The 18,171-nt window shown below is 59.4% G+C and carries 17 protein-coding genes; 7 read left to right on the forward strand and 10 right to left on the reverse strand.

The window, feature by feature from the left end:
* Window positions 1-50: 50 nt before the first annotated feature.
* Window positions 51-1,160 (reverse strand): high-affinity branched-chain amino acid ABC transporter substrate-binding protein LivK, encoded by a 1,110-nt coding sequence (gene livK / locus K5R89_RS14125; RefSeq protein WP_048298510.1) that lies wholly within the window; start codon window positions 1,158-1,160, stop codon window positions 51-53.
* 423 nt (window positions 1,161-1,583) lie between these two features.
* Here livK and panM point away from each other — a divergent pair, with 423 nt between their 5' ends.
* Window positions 1,584-1,967, forward strand: coding sequence for an aspartate 1-decarboxylase autocleavage activator PanM (panM, locus tag K5R89_RS14130; protein ID WP_110238281.1), 384 nt, complete (start codon window positions 1,584-1,586; stop codon window positions 1,965-1,967).
* Between the two features lie 268 nt (window positions 1,968-2,235).
* Here the strand turns inward: panM and livJ are convergent, their stop codons facing one another.
* The 3 genes from livJ to K5R89_RS14145 all read right to left on the reverse strand — a co-directional run bounded on the left by livJ (window position 2,236) and on the right by K5R89_RS14145 (window position 6,254).
* Window positions 2,236-3,339, reverse strand: a complete 1,104-nt coding sequence (gene livJ / locus K5R89_RS14135) for a branched chain amino acid ABC transporter substrate-binding protein LivJ (RefSeq protein ID WP_002920812.1) — start codon at window positions 3,337-3,339, stop codon at window positions 2,236-2,238.
* Window positions 3,340-3,596: 257 nt separating this feature from the next.
* Window positions 3,597-4,841 (reverse strand): aromatic amino acid transport family protein, encoded by a 1,245-nt coding sequence (locus K5R89_RS14140; RefSeq protein WP_023291229.1) that lies wholly within the window; start codon window positions 4,839-4,841, stop codon window positions 3,597-3,599.
* 147 nt (window positions 4,842-4,988) lie between these two features.
* A complete protein-coding gene (locus tag K5R89_RS14145; protein ID WP_023291230.1) occupies window positions 4,989-6,254 on the reverse strand; it encodes a 4-aminobutyrate--2-oxoglutarate transaminase in 1,266 nt (421 codons plus the stop codon).
* Window positions 6,255-6,372: 118 nt separating this feature from the next.
* On the opposite strand from K5R89_RS14145, the gene K5R89_RS14150 reads away from it, so the two are divergent.
* Complete coding sequence (locus K5R89_RS14150; RefSeq protein ID WP_060589718.1) at window positions 6,373-7,896, forward strand: PLP-dependent aminotransferase family protein; 1,524 nt, start codon at window positions 6,373-6,375, stop codon at window positions 7,894-7,896.
* 45 nt (window positions 7,897-7,941) lie between these two features.
* Here the strand turns inward: K5R89_RS14150 and rpoH are convergent, their stop codons facing one another.
* The 4 genes from rpoH to ftsY all read right to left on the reverse strand — a co-directional run bounded on the left by rpoH (window position 7,942) and on the right by ftsY (window position 12,317).
* On the reverse strand, window positions 7,942-8,796 hold the full coding sequence (gene rpoH / locus K5R89_RS14155) for an RNA polymerase sigma factor RpoH (protein ID WP_002920815.1): 855 nt from the start codon (window positions 8,794-8,796) through the stop codon (window positions 7,942-7,944).
* Between the two features lie 269 nt (window positions 8,797-9,065).
* A complete protein-coding gene (ftsX, locus tag K5R89_RS14160; RefSeq protein WP_002920816.1) occupies window positions 9,066-10,121 on the reverse strand; it encodes a permease-like cell division protein FtsX in 1,056 nt (351 codons plus the stop codon).
* The gene (gene ftsE / locus K5R89_RS14165) at window positions 10,114-10,782 is read right to left on the reverse strand and encodes a cell division ATP-binding protein FtsE (RefSeq protein ID WP_004202097.1); all 669 of its coding nucleotides are present in this window, start codon (window positions 10,780-10,782) and stop codon (window positions 10,114-10,116) included. Before ftsE ends, ftsX begins: the two co-directional genes overlap by 8 nt.
* A 2-nt stretch (window positions 10,783-10,784) precedes the next feature.
* On the reverse strand, window positions 10,785-12,317 hold the full coding sequence (gene ftsY / locus K5R89_RS14170; RefSeq protein ID WP_217259332.1) for a signal recognition particle-docking protein FtsY: 1,533 nt from the start codon (window positions 12,315-12,317) through the stop codon (window positions 10,785-10,787).
* A gap of 182 nt (window positions 12,318-12,499) precedes the next feature.
* On the opposite strand from ftsY, the gene rsmD reads away from it, so the two are divergent.
* Window positions 12,500-13,096 carry a 16S rRNA (guanine(966)-N(2))-methyltransferase gene (rsmD, locus tag K5R89_RS14175; RefSeq protein WP_023291233.1) on the forward strand — a complete coding sequence of 199 codons (597 nt, stop codon included), beginning with the start codon at window positions 12,500-12,502 and terminating at the stop codon, window positions 13,094-13,096.
* Window positions 13,086-13,361: a DUF1145 family protein gene (locus K5R89_RS14180; protein ID WP_004202092.1), complete on the forward strand. Its 276-nt coding sequence runs from the start codon at window positions 13,086-13,088 to the stop codon at window positions 13,359-13,361. Before rsmD ends, K5R89_RS14180 begins: the two co-directional genes overlap by 11 nt.
* A gap of 13 nt (window positions 13,362-13,374) precedes the next feature.
* Here the strand turns inward: K5R89_RS14180 and K5R89_RS14185 are convergent, their stop codons facing one another.
* Complete coding sequence (locus K5R89_RS14185; protein WP_023291234.1) at window positions 13,375-13,725, reverse strand: DUF2500 domain-containing protein; 351 nt, start codon at window positions 13,723-13,725, stop codon at window positions 13,375-13,377.
* 150 nt (window positions 13,726-13,875) lie between these two features.
* On the opposite strand from K5R89_RS14185, the gene K5R89_RS14190 reads away from it, so the two are divergent.
* Together K5R89_RS14190 and zntA are read left to right on the forward strand one after the other, a co-directional pair.
* Window positions 13,876-14,502 carry a lysoplasmalogenase gene (locus K5R89_RS14190; protein WP_004173987.1) on the forward strand — a complete coding sequence of 209 codons (627 nt, stop codon included), beginning with the start codon at window positions 13,876-13,878 and terminating at the stop codon, window positions 14,500-14,502.
* A gap of 78 nt (window positions 14,503-14,580) precedes the next feature.
* Window positions 14,581-16,791, forward strand: coding sequence for a Zn(II)/Cd(II)/Pb(II) translocating P-type ATPase ZntA (zntA, locus tag K5R89_RS14195; RefSeq protein ID WP_217259330.1), 2,211 nt, complete (start codon window positions 14,581-14,583; stop codon window positions 16,789-16,791).
* Window positions 16,792-16,981: 190 nt separating this feature from the next.
* Here the strand turns inward: zntA and tusA are convergent, their stop codons facing one another.
* Window positions 16,982-17,227 (reverse strand): sulfurtransferase TusA, encoded by a 246-nt coding sequence (gene tusA, locus K5R89_RS14200; RefSeq protein ID WP_002920858.1) that lies wholly within the window; start codon window positions 17,225-17,227, stop codon window positions 16,982-16,984.
* A gap of 206 nt (window positions 17,228-17,433) precedes the next feature.
* Between tusA and K5R89_RS14205 the strand changes: the two genes are divergently transcribed.
* Window positions 17,434-18,099, forward strand: coding sequence for a 7-cyano-7-deazaguanine/7-aminomethyl-7-deazaguanine transporter (locus tag K5R89_RS14205; RefSeq protein ID WP_023291236.1), 666 nt, complete (start codon window positions 17,434-17,436; stop codon window positions 18,097-18,099).
* Window positions 18,100-18,171: the final 72 nt, after the last annotated feature.

An 18,171-nucleotide genomic window follows, 5' to 3' on the forward strand; every position in this document is an offset into this window, starting at 1 on the left:
TTTCAAACCGCCCGCGGCTCGCGGGCGGAGGGATAACTCATCTTCAGCGCTTATTTCGCCGCGCTCGAAGAGCCGTCGGCGTGCCACTGGAAGACACCAAACTCAAATCCCTTCAGATCGCCTTTTTCATCCCAGGTCAGCGGCCCAATCACGGTTTTCGCCCCGTGCGCTTTCAAATCTTTGATTAAATCCAGCGGCTGCTGGCTGCCGGTTCTGTCCATCGCCTGCGCCAGCGACTGAACCGCGGCGTAAGTGATCCAGACATACGGCCCGCTCGGATCTTTCTTCTCCGCTTTCAGCGCGTTGACGATGGCGCTGTTGGCAGGGTCCTGATCGTAGCGTTTTGGCATCGTCACCAGCATCCCTTCCGCCGCGGCGCCCGCGATATTGGACAGCGAGGCGTTGCCGACCCCTTCCGGCCCCATAAACACGGTTTTCAGCCCCACGGAGCGCGCCTGGCGCAGCATTTGGCCCATTTCCGGGTAGTAACCGCCGTAGTAGACGAAGTCGATGTTCTCTTTCTTCAGGCGCGCCAGCAGCGCGGAGAAATCTTTCTCGCCCGCGGTGATGCCGTCAAAGAAGACGATGTTGGCCCCGGCTTTTTTCAGGTTGTCCTGCACCGAACGCGCCAGCCCTTCGCCGTACTGCTGCTTGTCATGAATGATGGCGATACGCTGCGGTTTGACGTTCTCGACGATATATTTCGCCGCGGTCGGCCCCTGCGAGGAGTCGAGGCCGGCGGTACGCATGATGTACTGATAGCCGCGCTGGGTCAGCTCCGGGTTGGTCGCTCCCGGGGAGATCATCAGGATGCCTTCATCCTCATAGATATCGGAAGCCGGCTGGGTGGAAGAGGAGCACAGGTGGCCGATAACGTACTGAATACCGTCGTTGACGATTTTGTTGGCCACCGCGACCGCTTGCTTCGGATCGCAGGCGTCGTCATATTCGACGGCCACCAGCTTGTCGCCCTTAATACCGCCGCTGGCGTTGATGTCTTTAATCGCCTGACGCGCGCCGTTGAACTCCATGTCGCCCCACTGGGCCACCGGACCCGACATCGCGCCGACCACGGCGACCTTAATATCCTTGGCCATCGCCGCGTGCGACATCGCTAATGCGACAATGCCCGCGACGATGGTTTTCGCGTTCCTTTTCATGCTGCAGAACCCCGTTCGTGATGTGGTGTAAATGTTTTGTATTTTTATGGTTAAAAAGCATTCTGTGCTTTTATTAAACAACGCCATTTTTACCATTGAGTTTAATGGTTTAGCGCAGCTTTTCACTAAAAAACAGATTAAAATCTCTATTTTTCAGTCGATTAAGCAAAGATAATATTCTGTATTTTGCTGAAGATAAACAAAAAAAAGTCCATGCGGCAGCATAAAATAACGATACATAAGGCGGAATAAAACGCTGCACATTAGGTTAAAATCCTGCTTATTTTTCGATCCATGACGGATTGCGCTACCCCAACAACGCCAGGAAAACGAATCCCCTGATGTATGCGCAAAAAACAGCGCTCCGCCAGACAGCAATTTTGGGTACACTGGCGCCTCTGTTTTGCACTGGACTTGCCGCCCATGAAACTGACTATTATCCGTTTACAGCACTTCAGCGATCAGGATCGCATTGATCTGGGGAAAATCTGGCCGTCGCAGGATCTGTCGACGCTGGCCCTGGATGAAAACCATCGTCTCTATGCCGCCCGCTTTAACGAGCGCCTGTTGGGCGCTGTGCGCGTTACCCTGCGCGGCGTCGAAGGTGAGCTCAGCGATCTGTGCGTGCGTGAAGTGACCCGCCGCCGCGGCGTCGGGCAATATTTAGTGGAAGAGACATTGCGTGATAACCCGGCGATCAATAGCTGGCGCATCGCCGACCGCGGGGTGGAAGACCGCGGCGTGATGGCGGCCTTTATGCAGGCGCTCGGCTTTAGCGCCCAGCAGACCGGTTGGGAAAAGCATTAAGCCGTAGCCCCAATAAGCGGAGCATGGCCAAGGAAGAACCCGGCGGCGCTTCGCTTAGCCGGGCTACCTGGCTTACATCAGTAAATGACCGGGGTTGAGGGGCGCAGACAACGCATTAGCAGCGTGAAAAGCGCCCCACCCATTTAACCCAGCATTTCGCGTTGCAAAAAGGCGTCAAGACCCGAAATCCCCGGGAGCTTACATCAGTAAGTGACCGGGGTTGAGGGGCGCAGACAACGCATTTGCAGCGTGAAAGGCGCCGGTTAAATTATTTGGCGTCGGTCGCCGTACCGTTAGCATGCCAGGTAAAGACACCGAACTCGAAGCCTTTCAGGTCGCCTTTCTGATCCCACGACAGCGGGCCCATCACGGTGTCTACCGTCGCGCCTTTCAGGTATTTAGCGATTTCCGCCGGATCGTCAGACTGATTCAGGCCCGCCTGCAGCGACTGCAGCGCCGCGTAGGTGGTCCAGACGAAGGCGCCGCTCGGATCCTGTTTCTTCGCCTTGATCGCATCCACGATCGGTTTGTTCGCCGGCACCTGGTCGTAGTTCTTCGGCTTGGTCACCAGCAGGCCCTCCGCCGACTCGCCGGCGATGTTAGACAGGGAGACGTTCGCTACGCCTTCCGGGCCCATAAACTGGGTTTTCAGACCGGCAGCGCGGGCCTGACGCAGGATCTGGCCCATTTCCGGGTGGTAACCGCCGTAGTAGACGAAGTCGATATTCTCTTTCTTCAGGCGCGCCACCAGAGTGGAGAAATCTTTCTCACCGGCGGTGATCCCGTCGAAGAAGACCACGTTCGCCCCGCCTTTTTTCAGGCCATCCTGCACCGCACGGGCCAAACCTTCGCCGTACTGCTGTTTGTCATGCACGACTGCGATACGCTGCGGCTTCACTTTGTCGAGAATGTATTTCGCCGCGGTTGGTCCCTGGTCGGAGTCCAGACCGGTGGTGCGCAGGATCAGCTTATAGCCGCGCGCGGTCAGCTCCGGCGCGGTCGCAGCGGGGGTGATCATCAGAATGCCTTCGTCTTCATAGATGTCAGACGCCGGCTGAGTGGAAGAGGAGCACAGGTGGCCGATAACGTATTTGATCCCGTCGTTGACCACTTTGTTGGCGACCGCTACCGCCTGTTTCGGGTCGCAAGCGTCATCATATTTTACGATCTGCAGCTTATTGCCCTTAATGCCGCCCTTCGCGTTGATATCCGCTACCGCCTGCTCGGCGCCGGTAAACTCCTGATCGCCGTACTGGGCCACCGGGCCGGACATCGCCCCGACTACCGCGATTTTGATATCTTCCGCCAGCGCCGCGCTGCTCATAACTAAGGCAATACATCCTGCCAGTAACGCTTTACCCTTCATATTCATCCTGAGGCTCCCCATTATTATGGTTTTTGCATTTGTTGTGATGTTGTTTGTTAGCGCATTATTTTGTTTATATCGATAGGAAAAGCATATGATAGCTAACCAACCGGGGGCTGCTCGCGCTTTTGCAGCACACTATGCTAAACATACCGTCATTCTGAGGAATTTGAAACGACTAAATTGCGGGCTATGTAACAGATAAGTGACAAATAAAAAAACCGCGCCAGCATGAACCGGACGCGGTGCAAAACAGGCCCTGATTACCAGCCAGCGGGCAGGTAGCCTACCGCGGACGCTACCGCGTAGACGGCGCTGCAAAGATACAACAACACAATGAAGCATTGGATAAGCGGATGGGTCATCCAGGCCGGACAGGTCCAGCCCGGCGTCAGGTCGCCACGCTGGCGGGCGCCCTTAAGCATCAGGATCGGCATAATCGATAAAATAACGCCGCTGAACACCCCGGCAAAATAGAGCGCGTTGACGAAAGAGACCATACCGCTGTAGGCCAGCACGAACGGCGGGATCGCCACCACCAGCAGCACCATCAAGCGGCGGGCGGGCTGTTCATCATTCCCCAGGCGGAACTGATCGAAGATGTTGGTCAGGAAGCTGCCGCCCAGTCCCCAGTAGGAGGTCAACATCGCGCACAGCGCAAACAGGTTGGCGGAGAAGAAGGCCCATTCGCCAAGCGCCCTGCCCCAGGAGATGGTGGCCACATCCGAAATATTGTCCAGGCCATTAAGCGAGATCACCGACAGCGGCACCAGCGCCAGCAGGGTAAAGGTCAGCGCCATACCGACCATAATGGCTTTAGGCAATTTTTCCGGTTTGTCGGCGAAGCCTCGCGCCATTTCCGGGACGATATACTGTGCCGAGAAGCAGAACGCCACGACGTTGAAGACCGGAACCATATACAGCCAGTTGCCGTCGAGCAGATAGCCCACGCGGGTGGTCTCTTTCAGCAGCGTGGCAATCACCAGCACCGAGATCATCACCACCATACCGATGCTGATAAATTTCTCGCCGCGGCCGATCGCCTTCAGCCCCAGATAAAGCACCCCTGCCGCCGGGACGAAAAACAGCACGCTGCCCAGCGCCGGCGAAATGCCAAACAGGGAGTAGAGCAGCTTGCCGCTGCCGGTCATATAAGCCGTCAATGCGCCGACGCTGTTGACGCAGACGGAGAGGAACATCATCAGCGCGCCAAAGCCGCCGACGTAGCGCTTTGATAATCCGCTGAGCTGCAGATGTTTACGCGTGCGGAGCGTAGATTCCGCGACATAGAGCATGGTCACCGTGGTCAGGCTGCCCACCAGCACCAGCCAGAATAGCAGCGGTAAGAAGCCCGCTTTGCTTGACGCATAGGCGATGGAGAGGACACCCGCGCCGATATTGGTACCGACAATCATCGATACCCCTTCGACGAAGCTCAGAGATTTTGCAGGGACAGCCGTACGTTCCCGGCCGGTGAGGACGGGAGAAAAGGTGGAGTTTTCAGACATAATACTTTCCGTTTTACTCCGGCGGTTTTCTCCGCCGGAAAAAAGGTGATATCAGGGTGATAAACCACTCACGCTGAGCATGAACAGCCGGCTGCGGCTTCCTGTTTCTGTTCGGCTTCCCTGCCGCCGCAGCCCACCGGGGAGACGTTAGCTCTTCAGTACGCGCGCCAGAATATCCAGCGCTTTCGAGAACTGGGCGTCCGGAATCGTCAACGGATAGAGGAAGCGGATCACGTTGCCGTAGACGCCGCAGCTCAGCAGCAGCAGGCCGTTCTCCTGCGCTTTCTGTTGCACCTGGCGGGTAAACTCCGGCGACGGCTCGCCAGTTTGCGGATCGTTAAACTCCACCGCCACCATCGACCCCCGACCGCGGACATCGACAATCGCCGGACAGGTGGCGCGCGCCTGGTTGAGCACTTCCTGCAGATGGCTACCCAGCTGTTCAGCGCGCTGGCACAGCTGCTCTTCAGCAATCACATCCAGCACCGCGTGCGCCGCGGCTACCGCCAGCGGGTTACCGGCATAGGTTCCGCCCAGGCCGCCTGGCGCAGGGGCATCCATCACCTCGGCGCGACCAACGACGCCCGACAGCGGGAAACCGCCGGCGAGGCTTTTCGCCATCGTCATCAGATCCGGTTTCACATCATAGTGCTGCATGGCGAACAGCTTGCCGGTACGGGCGAAACCGGTCTGCACTTCATCGGCGATCAGCAGAATGCCGTGGGTATCGCACAGATCGCGCAACGCCTGCATGAAATCGGCTGGCGCGACGTTAAAGCCGCCTTCTCCCTGGATCGGCTCGAGGATGATGGCCGCGACCTGATCCGGCGCAATATCCGCTTTGAAAATGCGCTCCAGGCTTTTCAGCGCATCCGCGGTGGAGACGCCGTGCGCCGCATTCGGGTAGACACCGTGATACACCGAGCCCGGGAAGGGGCCGAAGCCGATTTTGTAGGGCGCGACCTTACCGGTGAGCGCCATGGTCATAAAGGTACGGCCGTGGAAGCCGCCGCCGAAAGTAATCAGCCCCGGACGGCCGGTGTAAGCGCGGGCAATTTTCACCGCGTTCTCGACCGCTTCCGCGCCGGTGGTGAAGAAGGCCGTTTTTGCCGGCCCGTCAATCGGCGCCAGATCGTTGATACGTTCCGCCAGCGTGACATAGCTTTCGTACGGCACAATCTGATAGGCGGTGTGGGTGAACGCCTGCAGCTGGTCAGCGACCGCGGCAACCACCTTCGGATGACGGTGACCGGTATTTAACACGGCGATACCGGCGGCGAAATCGATCACCTCATTGCCTTCGATATCCCACAGCGTGGCGTTCTCCGCCTTCTCGACAAAGTAGTTACACATTACGCCTACGCCGCGCGGCGTCGCCTGCTGGCGACGTTGATTCAGTTCTGAGCTTTTCACCTGCGAATCTCCTGTCGTGTATGTCACGTTATCGCAACAAATTAGAAACGATGTCGTTTATTTACACAGGAGTTGGCCCTATAATCGAGTACCAATTTTGAATATCTGAGGGATCCAATTGCGTTCGCTGGTGGGTGACCTGGTGCTGGTCCGTCTGCAGGAAGAGCGCGACCCTCTTCTGCACAAACGCTTATACAACGCGCTTCGCCGCGCGATCCTTGACGGTTCGCTGGCGCCGCAAAGCCGCCTGCCGCCGTCGCGGGACCTGGCGGGAGAACTCGGCGTATCAAGAAACACCATATTAACAACTTATGAACAATTGCTGGCGGAGGGATATGTGGTTTCCCGTCGGGGAAGCGGAACATTCGTTGCCCAAACCGCGCCTGAAAGTTCATTGACCGCTAAGGGGAAGCGGGAAAACAGCAGTATCGCGACTTCGACGGCGCACCTTTCACGCCGCGGCCAGCACCTGCTCGGCCAGGTCAGCGCCAGCCCACGCCAGTGGGGAGCGTTTATTCCCGGCGTACCGGACGTTAACGCCTTTCCCCATCCGCTGTTCAGCAAGATCCAGGCCCGCATCAGCCGTCGGCCAAAGCCGGAGCGGCTCAGCTACAGCTGCAACGGCGGTACCCCGGAACTGCAGCAGGCGCTGGTGGATTATCTGCGGGTATCGCGCGGCGTCCACTGTCAGGCAGATCAAATTCTTATCACCGAGGGGATCCACCAGGCGATTGACCTGGTCACTCGCATGCTGTGCGACAACGGCGATCTGGCGTGGGTGGAGGAGCCTTCCTACTGGGGCATTCGCCATGTGCTGGCGATGAACGACGTCCGGGCGGCCCCCATCACCGTCGATGCCAATGGGCTGTGCCCGCCGGAAACGGTTGACGATGCGCCGCGACTCATCTTCGTCACCCCTTCTCACCAGTATCCGCTGGGCGCAGTGATGAGCCTTGAACGCCGTCAGCGGCTGCTGGCGCTCGCCCGCCAGCAGGGCAGCTGGATCGTCGAAGATGATTATGACAGCGAGTTTCGCTTTTCCGGGCAGCCCATCCCCGCCCTGCAGGGGCTGGTGGCCGATGCGCCGGTGGTCTATGTCGGCACCTTCAGCAAGACGCTCTATCCCGGCCTGCGCCTGGGCTATGTGGTGATCCCCCGCCCGCTGGTCAGCGATCTGAAGCACGCCCACGCCGAGCTTTATCGCGGCGGCCATTCGCTGATCCAGATGGCGCTGGCGGAGTTTATTACCGCTGGTCACTACTCGGCGCATATCCGCCGCATGCGGCTGCTCTACAGCCGTCGTCGCGCCTTTTTAACCGAGCTGATTCAGCGGCACTGTATGCCCGACGCCCTGTCGGACTTCAGCGATAATGCCGGACTGCATTTGATCCTCAATTTACCGGAGGAGGCGGACGATGTGGCGATCGCCCGCGAGGCCAATGCGCGCCACATTCTGGTGCGGCCGCTCTCGCGCTACTACCTGACGGCGGCGCGTAAGAAAGGATTATTGATGGGATTTGCCAGCCAGCCCGAGGAGCAGATGGCGCCGGCGTTCAGCGTGCTGATAGGCTGCCTGCGGACGCACTGTCCAGAGGTGCTGCTGCCCATGGATGGCGCAGAAAAACAAAACGCCCCAACCTGAGGCGGGGCGTTATCGGGGTGCCTGGCGTCAGGCAGGGGTGGCGTATCAGGCTTCGATCGCGGCACGCAGTTTTTTCATGGCGTTCTTTTCCAGCTGACGCACGCGCTCTGCGGAGACGCCGTAGCGGTCAGCCAGCTCCTGCAGCGTGGACTTGTTGTCTTCGTCCAGCCAGCGGGCGCGGATGATATCCTGGCTACGCTCGTCCAGGCCCTGCATCGCGTCAGTCAGCTTATTCGCCGCCTGCTCTTCCCAGTTGTCGTCTTCGATGCCGTCGGCAAAGTTTGACGTTTTGTCCTGCAGATAAAGAACCGGCGCCATCGGCTGGCTGTCGGATTCATCGTCCGACGACATGTCGAACGTCATGTCCTGGGCCGCCATACGGGATTCCATCTCGCGGACGTCTTTGCTCGACACGCCCAGCTCACGGGCCACCATTTCCACTTCATCCTGGTTGAACCAACCCAGACGCTGTTTGGTTTTACGCAGGTTAAAGAACAGCTTACGCTGTGCTTTGGTGGTAGCGACCTTCACGATACGCCAGTTGCGCAGCACGTATTCGTGAATTTCGGCTTTAATCCAGTGCACGGCGAAGGAGACCAGGCGCACACCCACTTCCGGGTTGAAGCGACGCACGGCTTTCATCAGGCCGATATTGCCTTCCTGGATCAGATCCGCCTGCGGCAGGCCATAGCCCGAGTAGTTACGAGCAATGTGAACAACAAAGCGCAGGTGAGACAGAATCAGCTTTTTCGCTGCTTCCAGATCGCCCTGGTAATGCAGCTTTTCAGCAAGCTCCCGCTCTTCATCAGCCGACAGCATCGGCCAAGTGTTAGCGGCCCGGATGTACGATTCCAGGTTACCAACGGGGGCTAAAGCTAAAGTTTGCATTTCTTTGGTCATTCAAATCCTCTCAATTGATATCTTCTGACGTGGTCTTGTCCCCATCAGGCAACAAGCATGCCAGCATTCATGAGCAACGAGAATATCACTCACATTAGTATCAGACAGTGATTTTATCCACAAGTTCCCTGCAACGGTGTGAATAAATTACGCACAAAATGTGACACCACGATGAAAAAGTGAGGGCAGGAAAAGGAGAACAAGCTTGCGGTATCTTTCCCTGCGAACAGGAACTCATTGCAGCAGGGAAAGATTATATCACGCTTTTTTTAATCGGGAGTAAAGTGACGTAAATGTTGCACTGTCGCCAGCCAGGCGGCCACCCACCCGATCATCGAGCAGACGATCAGCATCAGCAGACACTCGTCAAAGCCTAAGCCGCTCAGCTCAAACTGGGTGCCGAACACCTTCGCCACCTCGGTCACTGCCGACGAGAGGCGCATCACCAGAATCTCCGACAGGATCAGCGATAAAAACGCGCCGGAGAAGCCCAGCATCGCCCCGCCGTAGAGGAACGGACGCAGGATAAAGCCGTCGGTGGCGCCGATCAGTTTCTGCACGTTAATGGTATCGCGGCGGGCGAAGATGCTCAGGCGCACGCTGTTGCCGATCACCAGGAACACCGCCGCCACCATCAGCACGCCGATCATCGCCGACACGCGGCCCACCAGCCCGGTGAGCGAGGAGAGGCGGGCAAACCAGCTGTCGTCCATCCGTACTTCATCGACCCCCTGGATCCGCGATACCCGATCGCGCAGGGTGTTCAGCGCTTCCGTGCTCTGGAAATCCAGCTTCGGCACCACGATGGCGACCGCCGGCAGCGGGTTCTCTTCCAGCATATCCAGGGCGCCGCCAAAGCCGGACCAGTTACGGAATTCACCCAATGCCTCGTCACGTGACAAATAGTTCACCTTGTCGACGCCCTGCTCCGCCTGCAGCTGGCCGACCACCCGCGCCGCGGCATCGTCATCCAGCGTTTTTTCCAGATACACGGTGATCTGCGGCGAGGGATAGTACTGTGACGCCGCGCTGCTGACGTTTTTGTAGACCATGTAGCAGACGCTTGGCAGGGTCAACGAGATGGCGATAACCATCACCGTCAGGAAGGTCGCCAGCGGCGTGCTTTTTAAATCCTGGAGCGCGCCGTGCCAGGCGTAGCGCACCTGCTCGTTGAACACGTTGCTCTTACGCGAGGCCGGGTTAGGCGCCGCTTTCGGCCGTTTTGGCGCATTGCGCCCGCCGCCGCCGCCGCCCGCCGCGTTGCGCAGGCGATCGAACTTGCTGCCGAACTGGCGGATTTGGTTCATTGCGTCGCGCTTATTCACCCCGAATGCCTCCATGCAGATGGCCGTCGCTGAGCGTCAGCACGCGGTACGGACGGCTGGAGATAAGCCCCAGATCGTGCGTGGCCATCAGTACCGTCACCCCGACGCGGTTAAACTCTTCAAACAGACGTAAAATCCCCTCCGAGAGCGCCTCGTCGAGGTTACCGGTCGGTTCATCCGCCAGCAGCACCGCCGGCTTGTTGACCACCGCGCGAGCGATCCCCACGCGCTGCTGCTCGCCGCCGGAGAGCTGAATCGGAAAGTTCTTCGCTTTGTCCAGCAGCCCGACCTTATCCAGCGCCGCCGAGACCCGGCGACGAATGTCATCGCCGCTGGCGCCGGCGATAATCAGCGGGATCGCCACGTTGTCATACACGGTACGATCCATCAGCAAATGGTGGTCCTGGAAAATCATGCCGATCTGGCGGCGCAGGAACGGCACCTCACGGCTCTTCAGGCGGCTGATTTCATGACCGCTGAAGAAGATTTTCCCGGCGCTGGGCCGTTCGATACCACAGATAAGCTTCAGCAGGGTACTTTTCCCTGCGCCGGAGTGGCCGGTCAGAAACGCCATCTCGCCCGGCTGCAGGTGGAAGTTCACCCCCTGCAGCGCTTGTCTCCCACCGAGATAGGCTTTGCTGACTTGTTCAAAGCGAATCATTCTTAATCCTCTCGGGCAAAAAGTGCCTCAATAAAGTCGCCCGCATTAAACGGACGCAGATCCTCAATACGCTCGCCGACGCCAATATAGCGAATCGGAATGCCGAACTGGTCGGCCACCGAGAAGATCACGCCGCCTTTGGCGGTGCCATCCAGCTTGGTCAGGGTGATCCCGGTCAAACCTACCGCTTCATGGAACAGTTTGGCCTGGCTAATGGCATTCTGCCCGGTGCTGGCGTCGATGGTTAACATCACCTCATGCGGCGCGTCGACGTCCAGCTTTTTCATCACCCGGACGATCTTCTTCAGCTCTTCCATCAGGTGCGATTTATTCTGCAGACGCCCGGCGGTATCGGCAATCAGCACATCAACATGGCGCGCCTTCGCCGCCTGAATGGCGTCGAAAATCACCGAGGCGGAATCGGCGCCGGTGTGCTGGGCGATCACCGGGATATTGTTACGCTGGCCCCAGACCTGCAGCTGTTCCACCGCCGCTGCACGGAAGGTATCCCCCGCCGCCAGCATCACCGATTTGCCCTGCTGCTCAAACTGACGCGCCAGCTTGCCGATGGTGGTGGTTTTCCCCACCCCGTTCACGCCGACCATCAGAATAACAAATGGCGTTTTGCCTTCAACATTCAGCGGCTCATCCACTTTGGCGAGGATATCGCCCATCTCTTCTTTCAGCAGGCCGTACAGCGCTTCCGCATCGCGCAACTGCTTACGGCTGGCGCCCTCGGTGAGATGAGTAATGATCTTGCGGGTGGTTTCCACCCCGACGTCGGCGATCAGCAGTTGCTCTTCCAGCTCTTCAAACAGATCGTCGTCGATCTTCTTACCGCGGAACAGGCTGATAAATCCGGAACCGAGATTTTGTTTGGTTTTCAGCAGGCTACGCTTAAGGCGGGCGAAAAAGCCTTCTTTCGTCGGTTTTTCCTGCTCCTGGACCAGCGCTTCCACCGGCGCCTCTTCCTCTGGCGCCGGCACCACCACCGCCGCCTCTTCCGCCGCCTCGGCCGCCAGCGCCTGCGCTTCCAGCTCTTCATCGCTTAACGGCGCGTCCTCTTCCGGCGCTTCCGTCTCCTGAGGTTGGGCGACGACATCCTCTACAGGCTGCTCAGCCACGGCCTCCGCCGCCACCGGTTCGGCGATAACGTCCTCCACCAGCGACTCAACCACTGCCGGCTGTTCCTCCGCCTTCAGCGGTTCGCTGACCGCAGGCTCCGGCGCGACGACCGGCGCCTCTTCAACCAAAGCAGGCGCTGGCGCCGCCTCTTCTTCCTGCGCGCTGGCAGGCTCCGCGAGGTGGGCCTTTTCGCTTTCGACCACCGTCTCGGTGACTTCGACGACCTCTTCGGCAAACGCCTCCGGGTCCTCTTTCGGCGCGCTCGGCTCAGCAGGGGTTTCCGCCGCCGGCGTCTCCTGGGCAACCGCTTGTTGTTCTTCTACTTTTTGTTCAGTCTCGGTTTCCTGTGCCTGCTCTTTCTGTCCAAAGCCCAGCCAGGAAAAGAAGCCACGTTTTTTCTCTTTTGCCATTTGCGACCACACTCCTCGCTGTTTATTCATGGCGCAGCTTCATCAGAAGCTGAAAAAATGATGAAATTAGTTGGATAGTCTATCACTTAACTTAACTCGCAGCACCGCCCCCGGATTAAGGTTTCGTCAACCGCCGTCGATCGCTAGAATAGCAGGCCGGAAGTTGAGACTTGAGCAGAGAGATGAAAAAACCAAACCACGCGGGCAGCGGCCAGATCCGCATCATCGGCGGGCAATGGCGCGGCCGTAAATTACCGGTGCCGGAGAGCCCGGGCCTGCGGCCGACCACCGACCGGGTTCGCGAAACCCTTTTTAACTGGCTGGCGCCGTCCATCGTTGACGCGCACTGCCTCGACTGCTTTGCCGGCAGCGGCGCGCTGGGGCTTGAGGCGCTGTCTCGCTATGCGGCCAGCACCACGCTACTGGAGATGGAGCGCGGCGTCGCTCAGCAGTTGCAAAAAAACCTGGCCACCCTGAAAGCGGATCGCGGCAAGGTGATCGCGACTAACACCCTCAGCTTCCTGAGCCAACCGGGCACGCCGCATCAGATTGTGTTTGTCGACCCGCCGTTCCGTCAGGGGCTGCTGGAGGAGACGCTGCGCCTGCTGGAAACGCAGGGCTGGCTGGCCGACGAGGCCCTGGTGTACGTCGAAAGCGAAGTCGAAAACGGTTTACCGCCGGTACCGGCGAACTGGCATCTGTATCGTGAAAAAGTGGCCGGACAGGTCGCGTACCGTCTTTACCAACGTGAGGCCCAAGGAGAGAACCATGCTGATTAATTTAGGCCGCCTGCTGATGCTGTGCGTCTGGGCCTTTCTGTTATTGAATCTGTTTCAGCCCTTCCCGAAGCCGCTGAATATCTTCGTCAACGTCGCGCTGATTTTTATGATCCTGATGCACGGTCTGCAGCTGACGCTGCTCAAGGCGACGCAGCCGAAGGATGCCCCGCCGCTGGGCCGCTTTGAGCAAATCCGCATTTTTATCTTCGGCGTGTTTGAGCTCGTCGCCTGGCAGAAAAAACTGAAGGCGACGCTGAAGAAATAGTCCTGACAAGGGCTCAGGGATCGGGCGTGAACGCCACGAACGCTGTGCCCTTATAACTCAACATCCCGCGATCGCCGACGCTCAGCGCATGATACTGCGGCGCGTCAAGGCGAAACACCACCTCCAGCCCGCCGTTCTCAGGGCGAAAGCTCGCTTCATAGCGCATCTCGCTGCCCGCAGGCGTCACCGTCTGCTGCCGCGAACGCCGATCGTTAATCACTTTTTCCCGCTTATTGCTGACGATCACCCGCTTTTGCAACACCGGCGCGGCGTCGTTCGCCAGTTTTTCGCGGCGCTGCTGCACATAGCGAAACGAAGCCGCCACCACAATCACCGCGACGACCAGAACAAAAAAGAGCGGCATTTTACTCATTAAGGTTACCCATAAAAAATATCAGGAATCAGCATACTGCGACTGGAATAACATTGTCATCTGCTGCGCCAAACCACTACACTGAGTGGTAGCTTCACGCATCCGTAACTTTCCTTATGATAACAGATACAGGGACTTACTATGCTTTGGTCATTTATTGCTGTCTGTTTCTCCGCATGGCTTTATGTCGATGCATCCTATCGCGGGCCGGCCTGGCGACGCTGGGTATTTAAACCTGTCACCCTGATTCTGTTGCTGTTGCTGGCCTGGCAGGCGCCGATGTTCAATGCCATCAGCTACCTGGTGCTGGCCGGCCTGTGCGCCTCACTGCTCGGCGACGCCCTGACCCTGCTGCCGCGCCAGCGGGTGATGTACGCGGTGGGCGCCTTCTTCCTGTCGCATCTGCTGTATACCATCTGGTTCGCCAGCCAGCTGACGCTGTCGTTCTTCTGGCCGCTGCCGCTGGTGCTGCTGGTATTCGGCGCCCTGCTGATGGCGGTGATCTGGAGCCGGCTGGAAGAGATGAAAATGCCGGTGCTGACCTTTATCGGCATGACGCTGGTGATGGTCTGGCTGGCCGGTGAGCTGTGGTTTGCCCGCCCTACCAACACCGCGCTGTCCGGATTCGCCGGCGCCGCTCTGCTGCTGCTGAGCAATGCCGTGTGGCTGGTGAGCCACTATCGCCGCCGTTTCCGCGCCGATAACGCCATTGCCGCCGCGTTTTACTTTGCCGGCCACTTCCTCATCGTGCGCGCGCTGTACCTGTAATTTAGTCCTTGACTCTGGAGTCGACTCCAGAGTGTATCCTACGGCTAATGAGAAAATTATCATTTACCGGAGGGTGCCATGTCGACTCCAGACGCGCAGGATAAAAAAGTCCCACAATTCTCGTCATTCACCATGCGGCCAGCGCCCGCCCCGGCGGAAAGCTGCTGCACAGACCACGCCTGCGCCGCAGTGAGCGCGCCTGCCGCCGAAGCGCTCAGCGACGCCCGCTACAGCTGGCAGGTTGCAGGCATGGACTGCGCCGCCTGCGCCCGCAAGGTGGAAACGGCGGTTCGTCAGGTGCCCGGCGTCAGTCAGGTTCAGGTGCTGTTCGCCACTGAAAAATTATTGGTTAACGCCGAGGGCGACGTTCGGGCTCAGGTTGAGCAGGCGGTACGTCAGGCAGGCTATACGCTGCGCGATGCCGATGCCCCCGCGTCAGAGAAAACTCAGGGCTCGCGGCTGCGCGACAATTTACCGTTGCTGACGCTGATCATGATGATGGCCCTGAGCTGGGGGTTGGAGCAGGCCAACCACCCTGCCGGTCAGTTAGCCTTTATTGCCACCACCCTGGTCGGCCTGTGGCCGGTTGCCCGCCAGGCGCTGCGCCTGATCAAGAGCGGGAGCTGGTTCGCCATTGAAACGCTGATGAGCGTCGCCGCCATCGGGGCGCTGTTTATCGGCGCCACCGCAGAGGCGGCGATGGTCCTGCTGCTGTTCCTGATCGGCGAGCGTCTCGAAGGCTGGGCCGCCAGCCGCGCGCGGCAGGGGGTGAGCGCGCTGATGGCGCTGAAGCCCGACACCGCCATTCGCCTGCGCAACGGCGTGCGGGAAACCGTCGCCCAGCGCGATCTGCGCCCGGGGGATGTGATCGAAGTGGCCGCCGGCGGGCGTCTGCCGGCGGATGGTCAGCTGCTGTCGCCATTTGCCAGCTTTGATGAAAGCGCTCTGACCGGCGAGTCGGTGCCGGTGGAGCGTCAGGCCGGAGAACGCGTAGCGGCGGGCGCCACCAGCGTCGACCGCCTGGTGCAGCTGACCGTAATCTCCGAACCGGGCGACAGCGCCATCGACCGCATCCTGAAGCTGATTGAAGAGGCGGAGGAGCGTCGGGCGCCGATCGAGCGTTTTATCGATCGCTTCAGCCGGATCTACACTCCGGCCATTATGGTGGTGGCCCTGTTGGTCGCCATTGTCCCGCCCCTGCTCTTCGCCAGCGCCTGGCTGCCGTGGATTTATAAAGGGCTGACGCTGCTGCTGATCGGCTGCCCGTGCGCGCTGGTCATCTCCACCCCGGCAGCCATCACTTCCGGCCTGGCGGTCGCCGCCCGACGCGGAGCGTTAATTAAAGGCGGCGCGGCCCTGGAACAGCTGGGCCAGGTGCGCCAGGTGGCGTTCGACAAAACCGGCACCCTGACCGTCGGCCAGCCGCAGGTGACCTCGGTCATCGCCACGGCTGAGAATGACGATAACACGCTGCTGGCGCTGGCGGCGGCGGTTGAGCAAGGCTCCAGCCATCCGCTGGCGCAGGCTATCGTCCGCGAAGCGCAGCGGCGTCAGTTGAGTATTCCGCAGGCCAGCGGCCAGCGGGCGCTGGCCGGCTCCGGTATCGAAGCCGAGGTCAACGGCAGCCGTATCGTGATCTGCGCGGCCAGCAAAGCCGCCCCGTCAGAGCATGAGGCGCAGATCCAGCAGCTGGAGAGCGCCGGTCAAACGGTGGTGCTGGTCATGCGCGGCGAGACGCTTCTCGGCATCCTGGCGCTGCGCGACACCCTGCGCGACGACGCGCGTCAGGCAGTGGATGCCTTACACCAGCTGGGGGTGCAGGGGGTGATCCTTACCGGGGATAACCCGCGCGCCGCGGCGGCCATCGCCAGCGAACTGGGGCTGGAATTCCGCGCCGGCCTGCTGCCGGCGGACAAAGTCGAAGCGGTGATGGCGCTGAATGCCGATGCGCCGCTGGCGATGGTCGGGGACGGCATCAACGACGCCCCGGCGATGAAGGCGGCGACCATCGGCATCGCCATGGGCAGCGGCACCGACGTGGCGCTGGAGACCGCCGACGCCGCGCTGACCCACAACCGTCTGACCGGCCTGGCGCAGATGATCTCCCTGGCGCGGGCGACCCACGCGAATATTCGCCAGAACATCGCGATTGCCTTAGGGCTGAAGGGGATTTTCCTTGTCACCACCCTGCTCGGCCTGACCGGCCTGTGGCTGGCGGTGCTGGCGGATACCGGCGCCACCGTACTGGTAACGGCTAACGCGCTGCGGTTATTGCGTAAGAAGTTGTAGCATAGATACCGGCTTCCCTGCTCGCGCTACGCTTAGCAGGGCTACGGTTCCAGACCGTCGGGTAGCCCGGATAAGGCGCTACGCGCCGCCATCCGGGATATTCCCTGCTCGCGCTACGCTTAGCAGGGCTACGGTTCCAGACCGTCGGGTAGCCCGGATAAGGCGCTACGCGCCGCTATCCGGGAGAGACTCAGTGGCTTTTGCGGATCAGGTAGCGGTACGGCAGAGCTTCGGTTTCCTGGGCCACCAGCTCATGCTCCATAAAGCGGCAGAATCCCGGGATATCGCGGGTGGTGGCCGGATCGTCAGCAATAATCAGCAGCGTCTCGCCGACGGGCATTGTCCGCACGGTTTTACGCACCATCATGACCGGCTCCGGGCAGCGCAGTCCCAGGGCATCCAGAGTGTGGTCTGGAGTGGAGAAAAGTTCGCTCATTTTAGTCTCACATCAACAAAACGGCCCTAGTTTACCCCCAGTTCGCCAGTACGCAAGCCAGGTTAACGTTTGCGCGAAAAACAACCATTGCATTACGCCGGCAACGCAGTATCATGCAGCCGTTTTTCATTGGGTTCCCTCACCCCAACGTTCCGCTGCCGATTGCTCATTTACCTGAAGCATGACGGGCATAAAAAGGTCACAATATGAATCCGTTTACTACCGTACAGCGCAAAAAAGCGCTCGTCTGGCTTTCGCTATTTCATCTGCTGGTGATCACCTCCAGCAACTATCTGGTTCAGCTACCGATCTCCATCTTTGGTTTCCATACCACCTGGGGGGCGTTCAGTTTTCCGTTTATCTTCCTCGCCACCGATCTGACGGTGCGAATTTTTGGCGCGCCGCTGGCGCGACGCATTATTTTTGCGGTGATGGTCCCGGCGCTGGTCATCTCCTACGCCATCTCCGCCCTGTTTTACATGGGCGAGTGGCAGGGTTTCGCGGCGCTGGGCACCTTTAATCTCTTCGTCGCGCGTATCGCCATCGCCAGCTTTATGGCCTATGCGCTGGGGCAGATCCTCGACGTCCACGTCTTCAACCGCCTGCGGCAGAGCCGCCGCTGGTGGCTGGCCCCCACCGCCTCGACGCTGTTCGGCAACATCAGCGATACCGTGGCGTTCTTCTTCATCGCCTTCTGGCGCAGCCCGGATCCATTTATGGCCGCCCACTGGGGGGAAATCGCCCTCGTCGACTACAGCTTTAAAGTGCTTATCAGCATCATTTTCTTCCTGCCGATGTACGGCGTACTGTTAAATATGCTGTTGAAAAGGCTGGCGGATAAATCTGATTTGTCGGCATTGCAGCCGAGTTAAAGGTACTCGCGGGCTGATGTGTTAAGATAGCCGGATGAGCCATTAGTGGCCGTTTATCGAAAGGAAGATGTC

The sequence above is a fragment of the Klebsiella sp. TF21-TM genome (assembly GCF_019753495.1).
GTDB classification, from domain to species: domain Bacteria; phylum Pseudomonadota; class Gammaproteobacteria; order Enterobacterales; family Enterobacteriaceae; genus Klebsiella; species Klebsiella quasipneumoniae.

Coding starts and splice junctions, on each gene's coding strand:
- livK (WP_048298510.1), bottom strand. CDS start 1,160: ATGAAAAGGAACGCGAAAACCATCGTCGCGGGCATTGTCGCATTAGCG.
- livJ (WP_002920812.1), bottom strand. CDS start 3,339: ATGAATATGAAGGGTAAAGCGTTACTGGCAGGATGTATTGCCTTAGTT.
- rpoH (WP_002920815.1), bottom strand. CDS start 8,796: ATGACCAAAGAAATGCAAACTTTAGCTTTAGCCCCCGTTGGTAACCTG.
- rsmD (WP_023291233.1), top strand. CDS start 12,500: ATGAAAAAACCAAACCACGCGGGCAGCGGCCAGATCCGCATCATCGGC.
- panM (WP_110238281.1), top strand. CDS start 1,584: ATGAAACTGACTATTATCCGTTTACAGCACTTCAGCGATCAGGATCGC.
- ftsE (WP_004202097.1), bottom strand. CDS start 10,782: ATGATTCGCTTTGAACAAGTCAGCAAAGCCTATCTCGGTGGGAGACAA.
- K5R89_RS14205 (WP_023291236.1), top strand. CDS start 17,434: ATGAATCCGTTTACTACCGTACAGCGCAAAAAAGCGCTCGTCTGGCTT.
- zntA (WP_217259330.1), top strand. CDS start 14,581: ATGTCGACTCCAGACGCGCAGGATAAAAAAGTCCCACAATTCTCGTCA.
- K5R89_RS14140 (WP_023291229.1), bottom strand. CDS start 4,841: ATGTCTGAAAACTCCACCTTTTCTCCCGTCCTCACCGGCCGGGAACGT.
- ftsY (WP_217259332.1), bottom strand. CDS start 12,317: ATGGCAAAAGAGAAAAAACGTGGCTTCTTTTCCTGGCTGGGCTTTGGA.
- K5R89_RS14185 (WP_023291234.1), bottom strand. CDS start 13,725: ATGCCGCTCTTTTTTGTTCTGGTCGTCGCGGTGATTGTGGTGGCGGCT.
- K5R89_RS14180 (WP_004202092.1), top strand. CDS start 13,086: ATGCTGATTAATTTAGGCCGCCTGCTGATGCTGTGCGTCTGGGCCTTT.
- K5R89_RS14190 (WP_004173987.1), top strand. CDS start 13,876: ATGCTTTGGTCATTTATTGCTGTCTGTTTCTCCGCATGGCTTTATGTC.
- tusA (WP_002920858.1), bottom strand. CDS start 17,227: ATGAGCGAACTTTTCTCCACTCCAGACCACACTCTGGATGCCCTGGGA.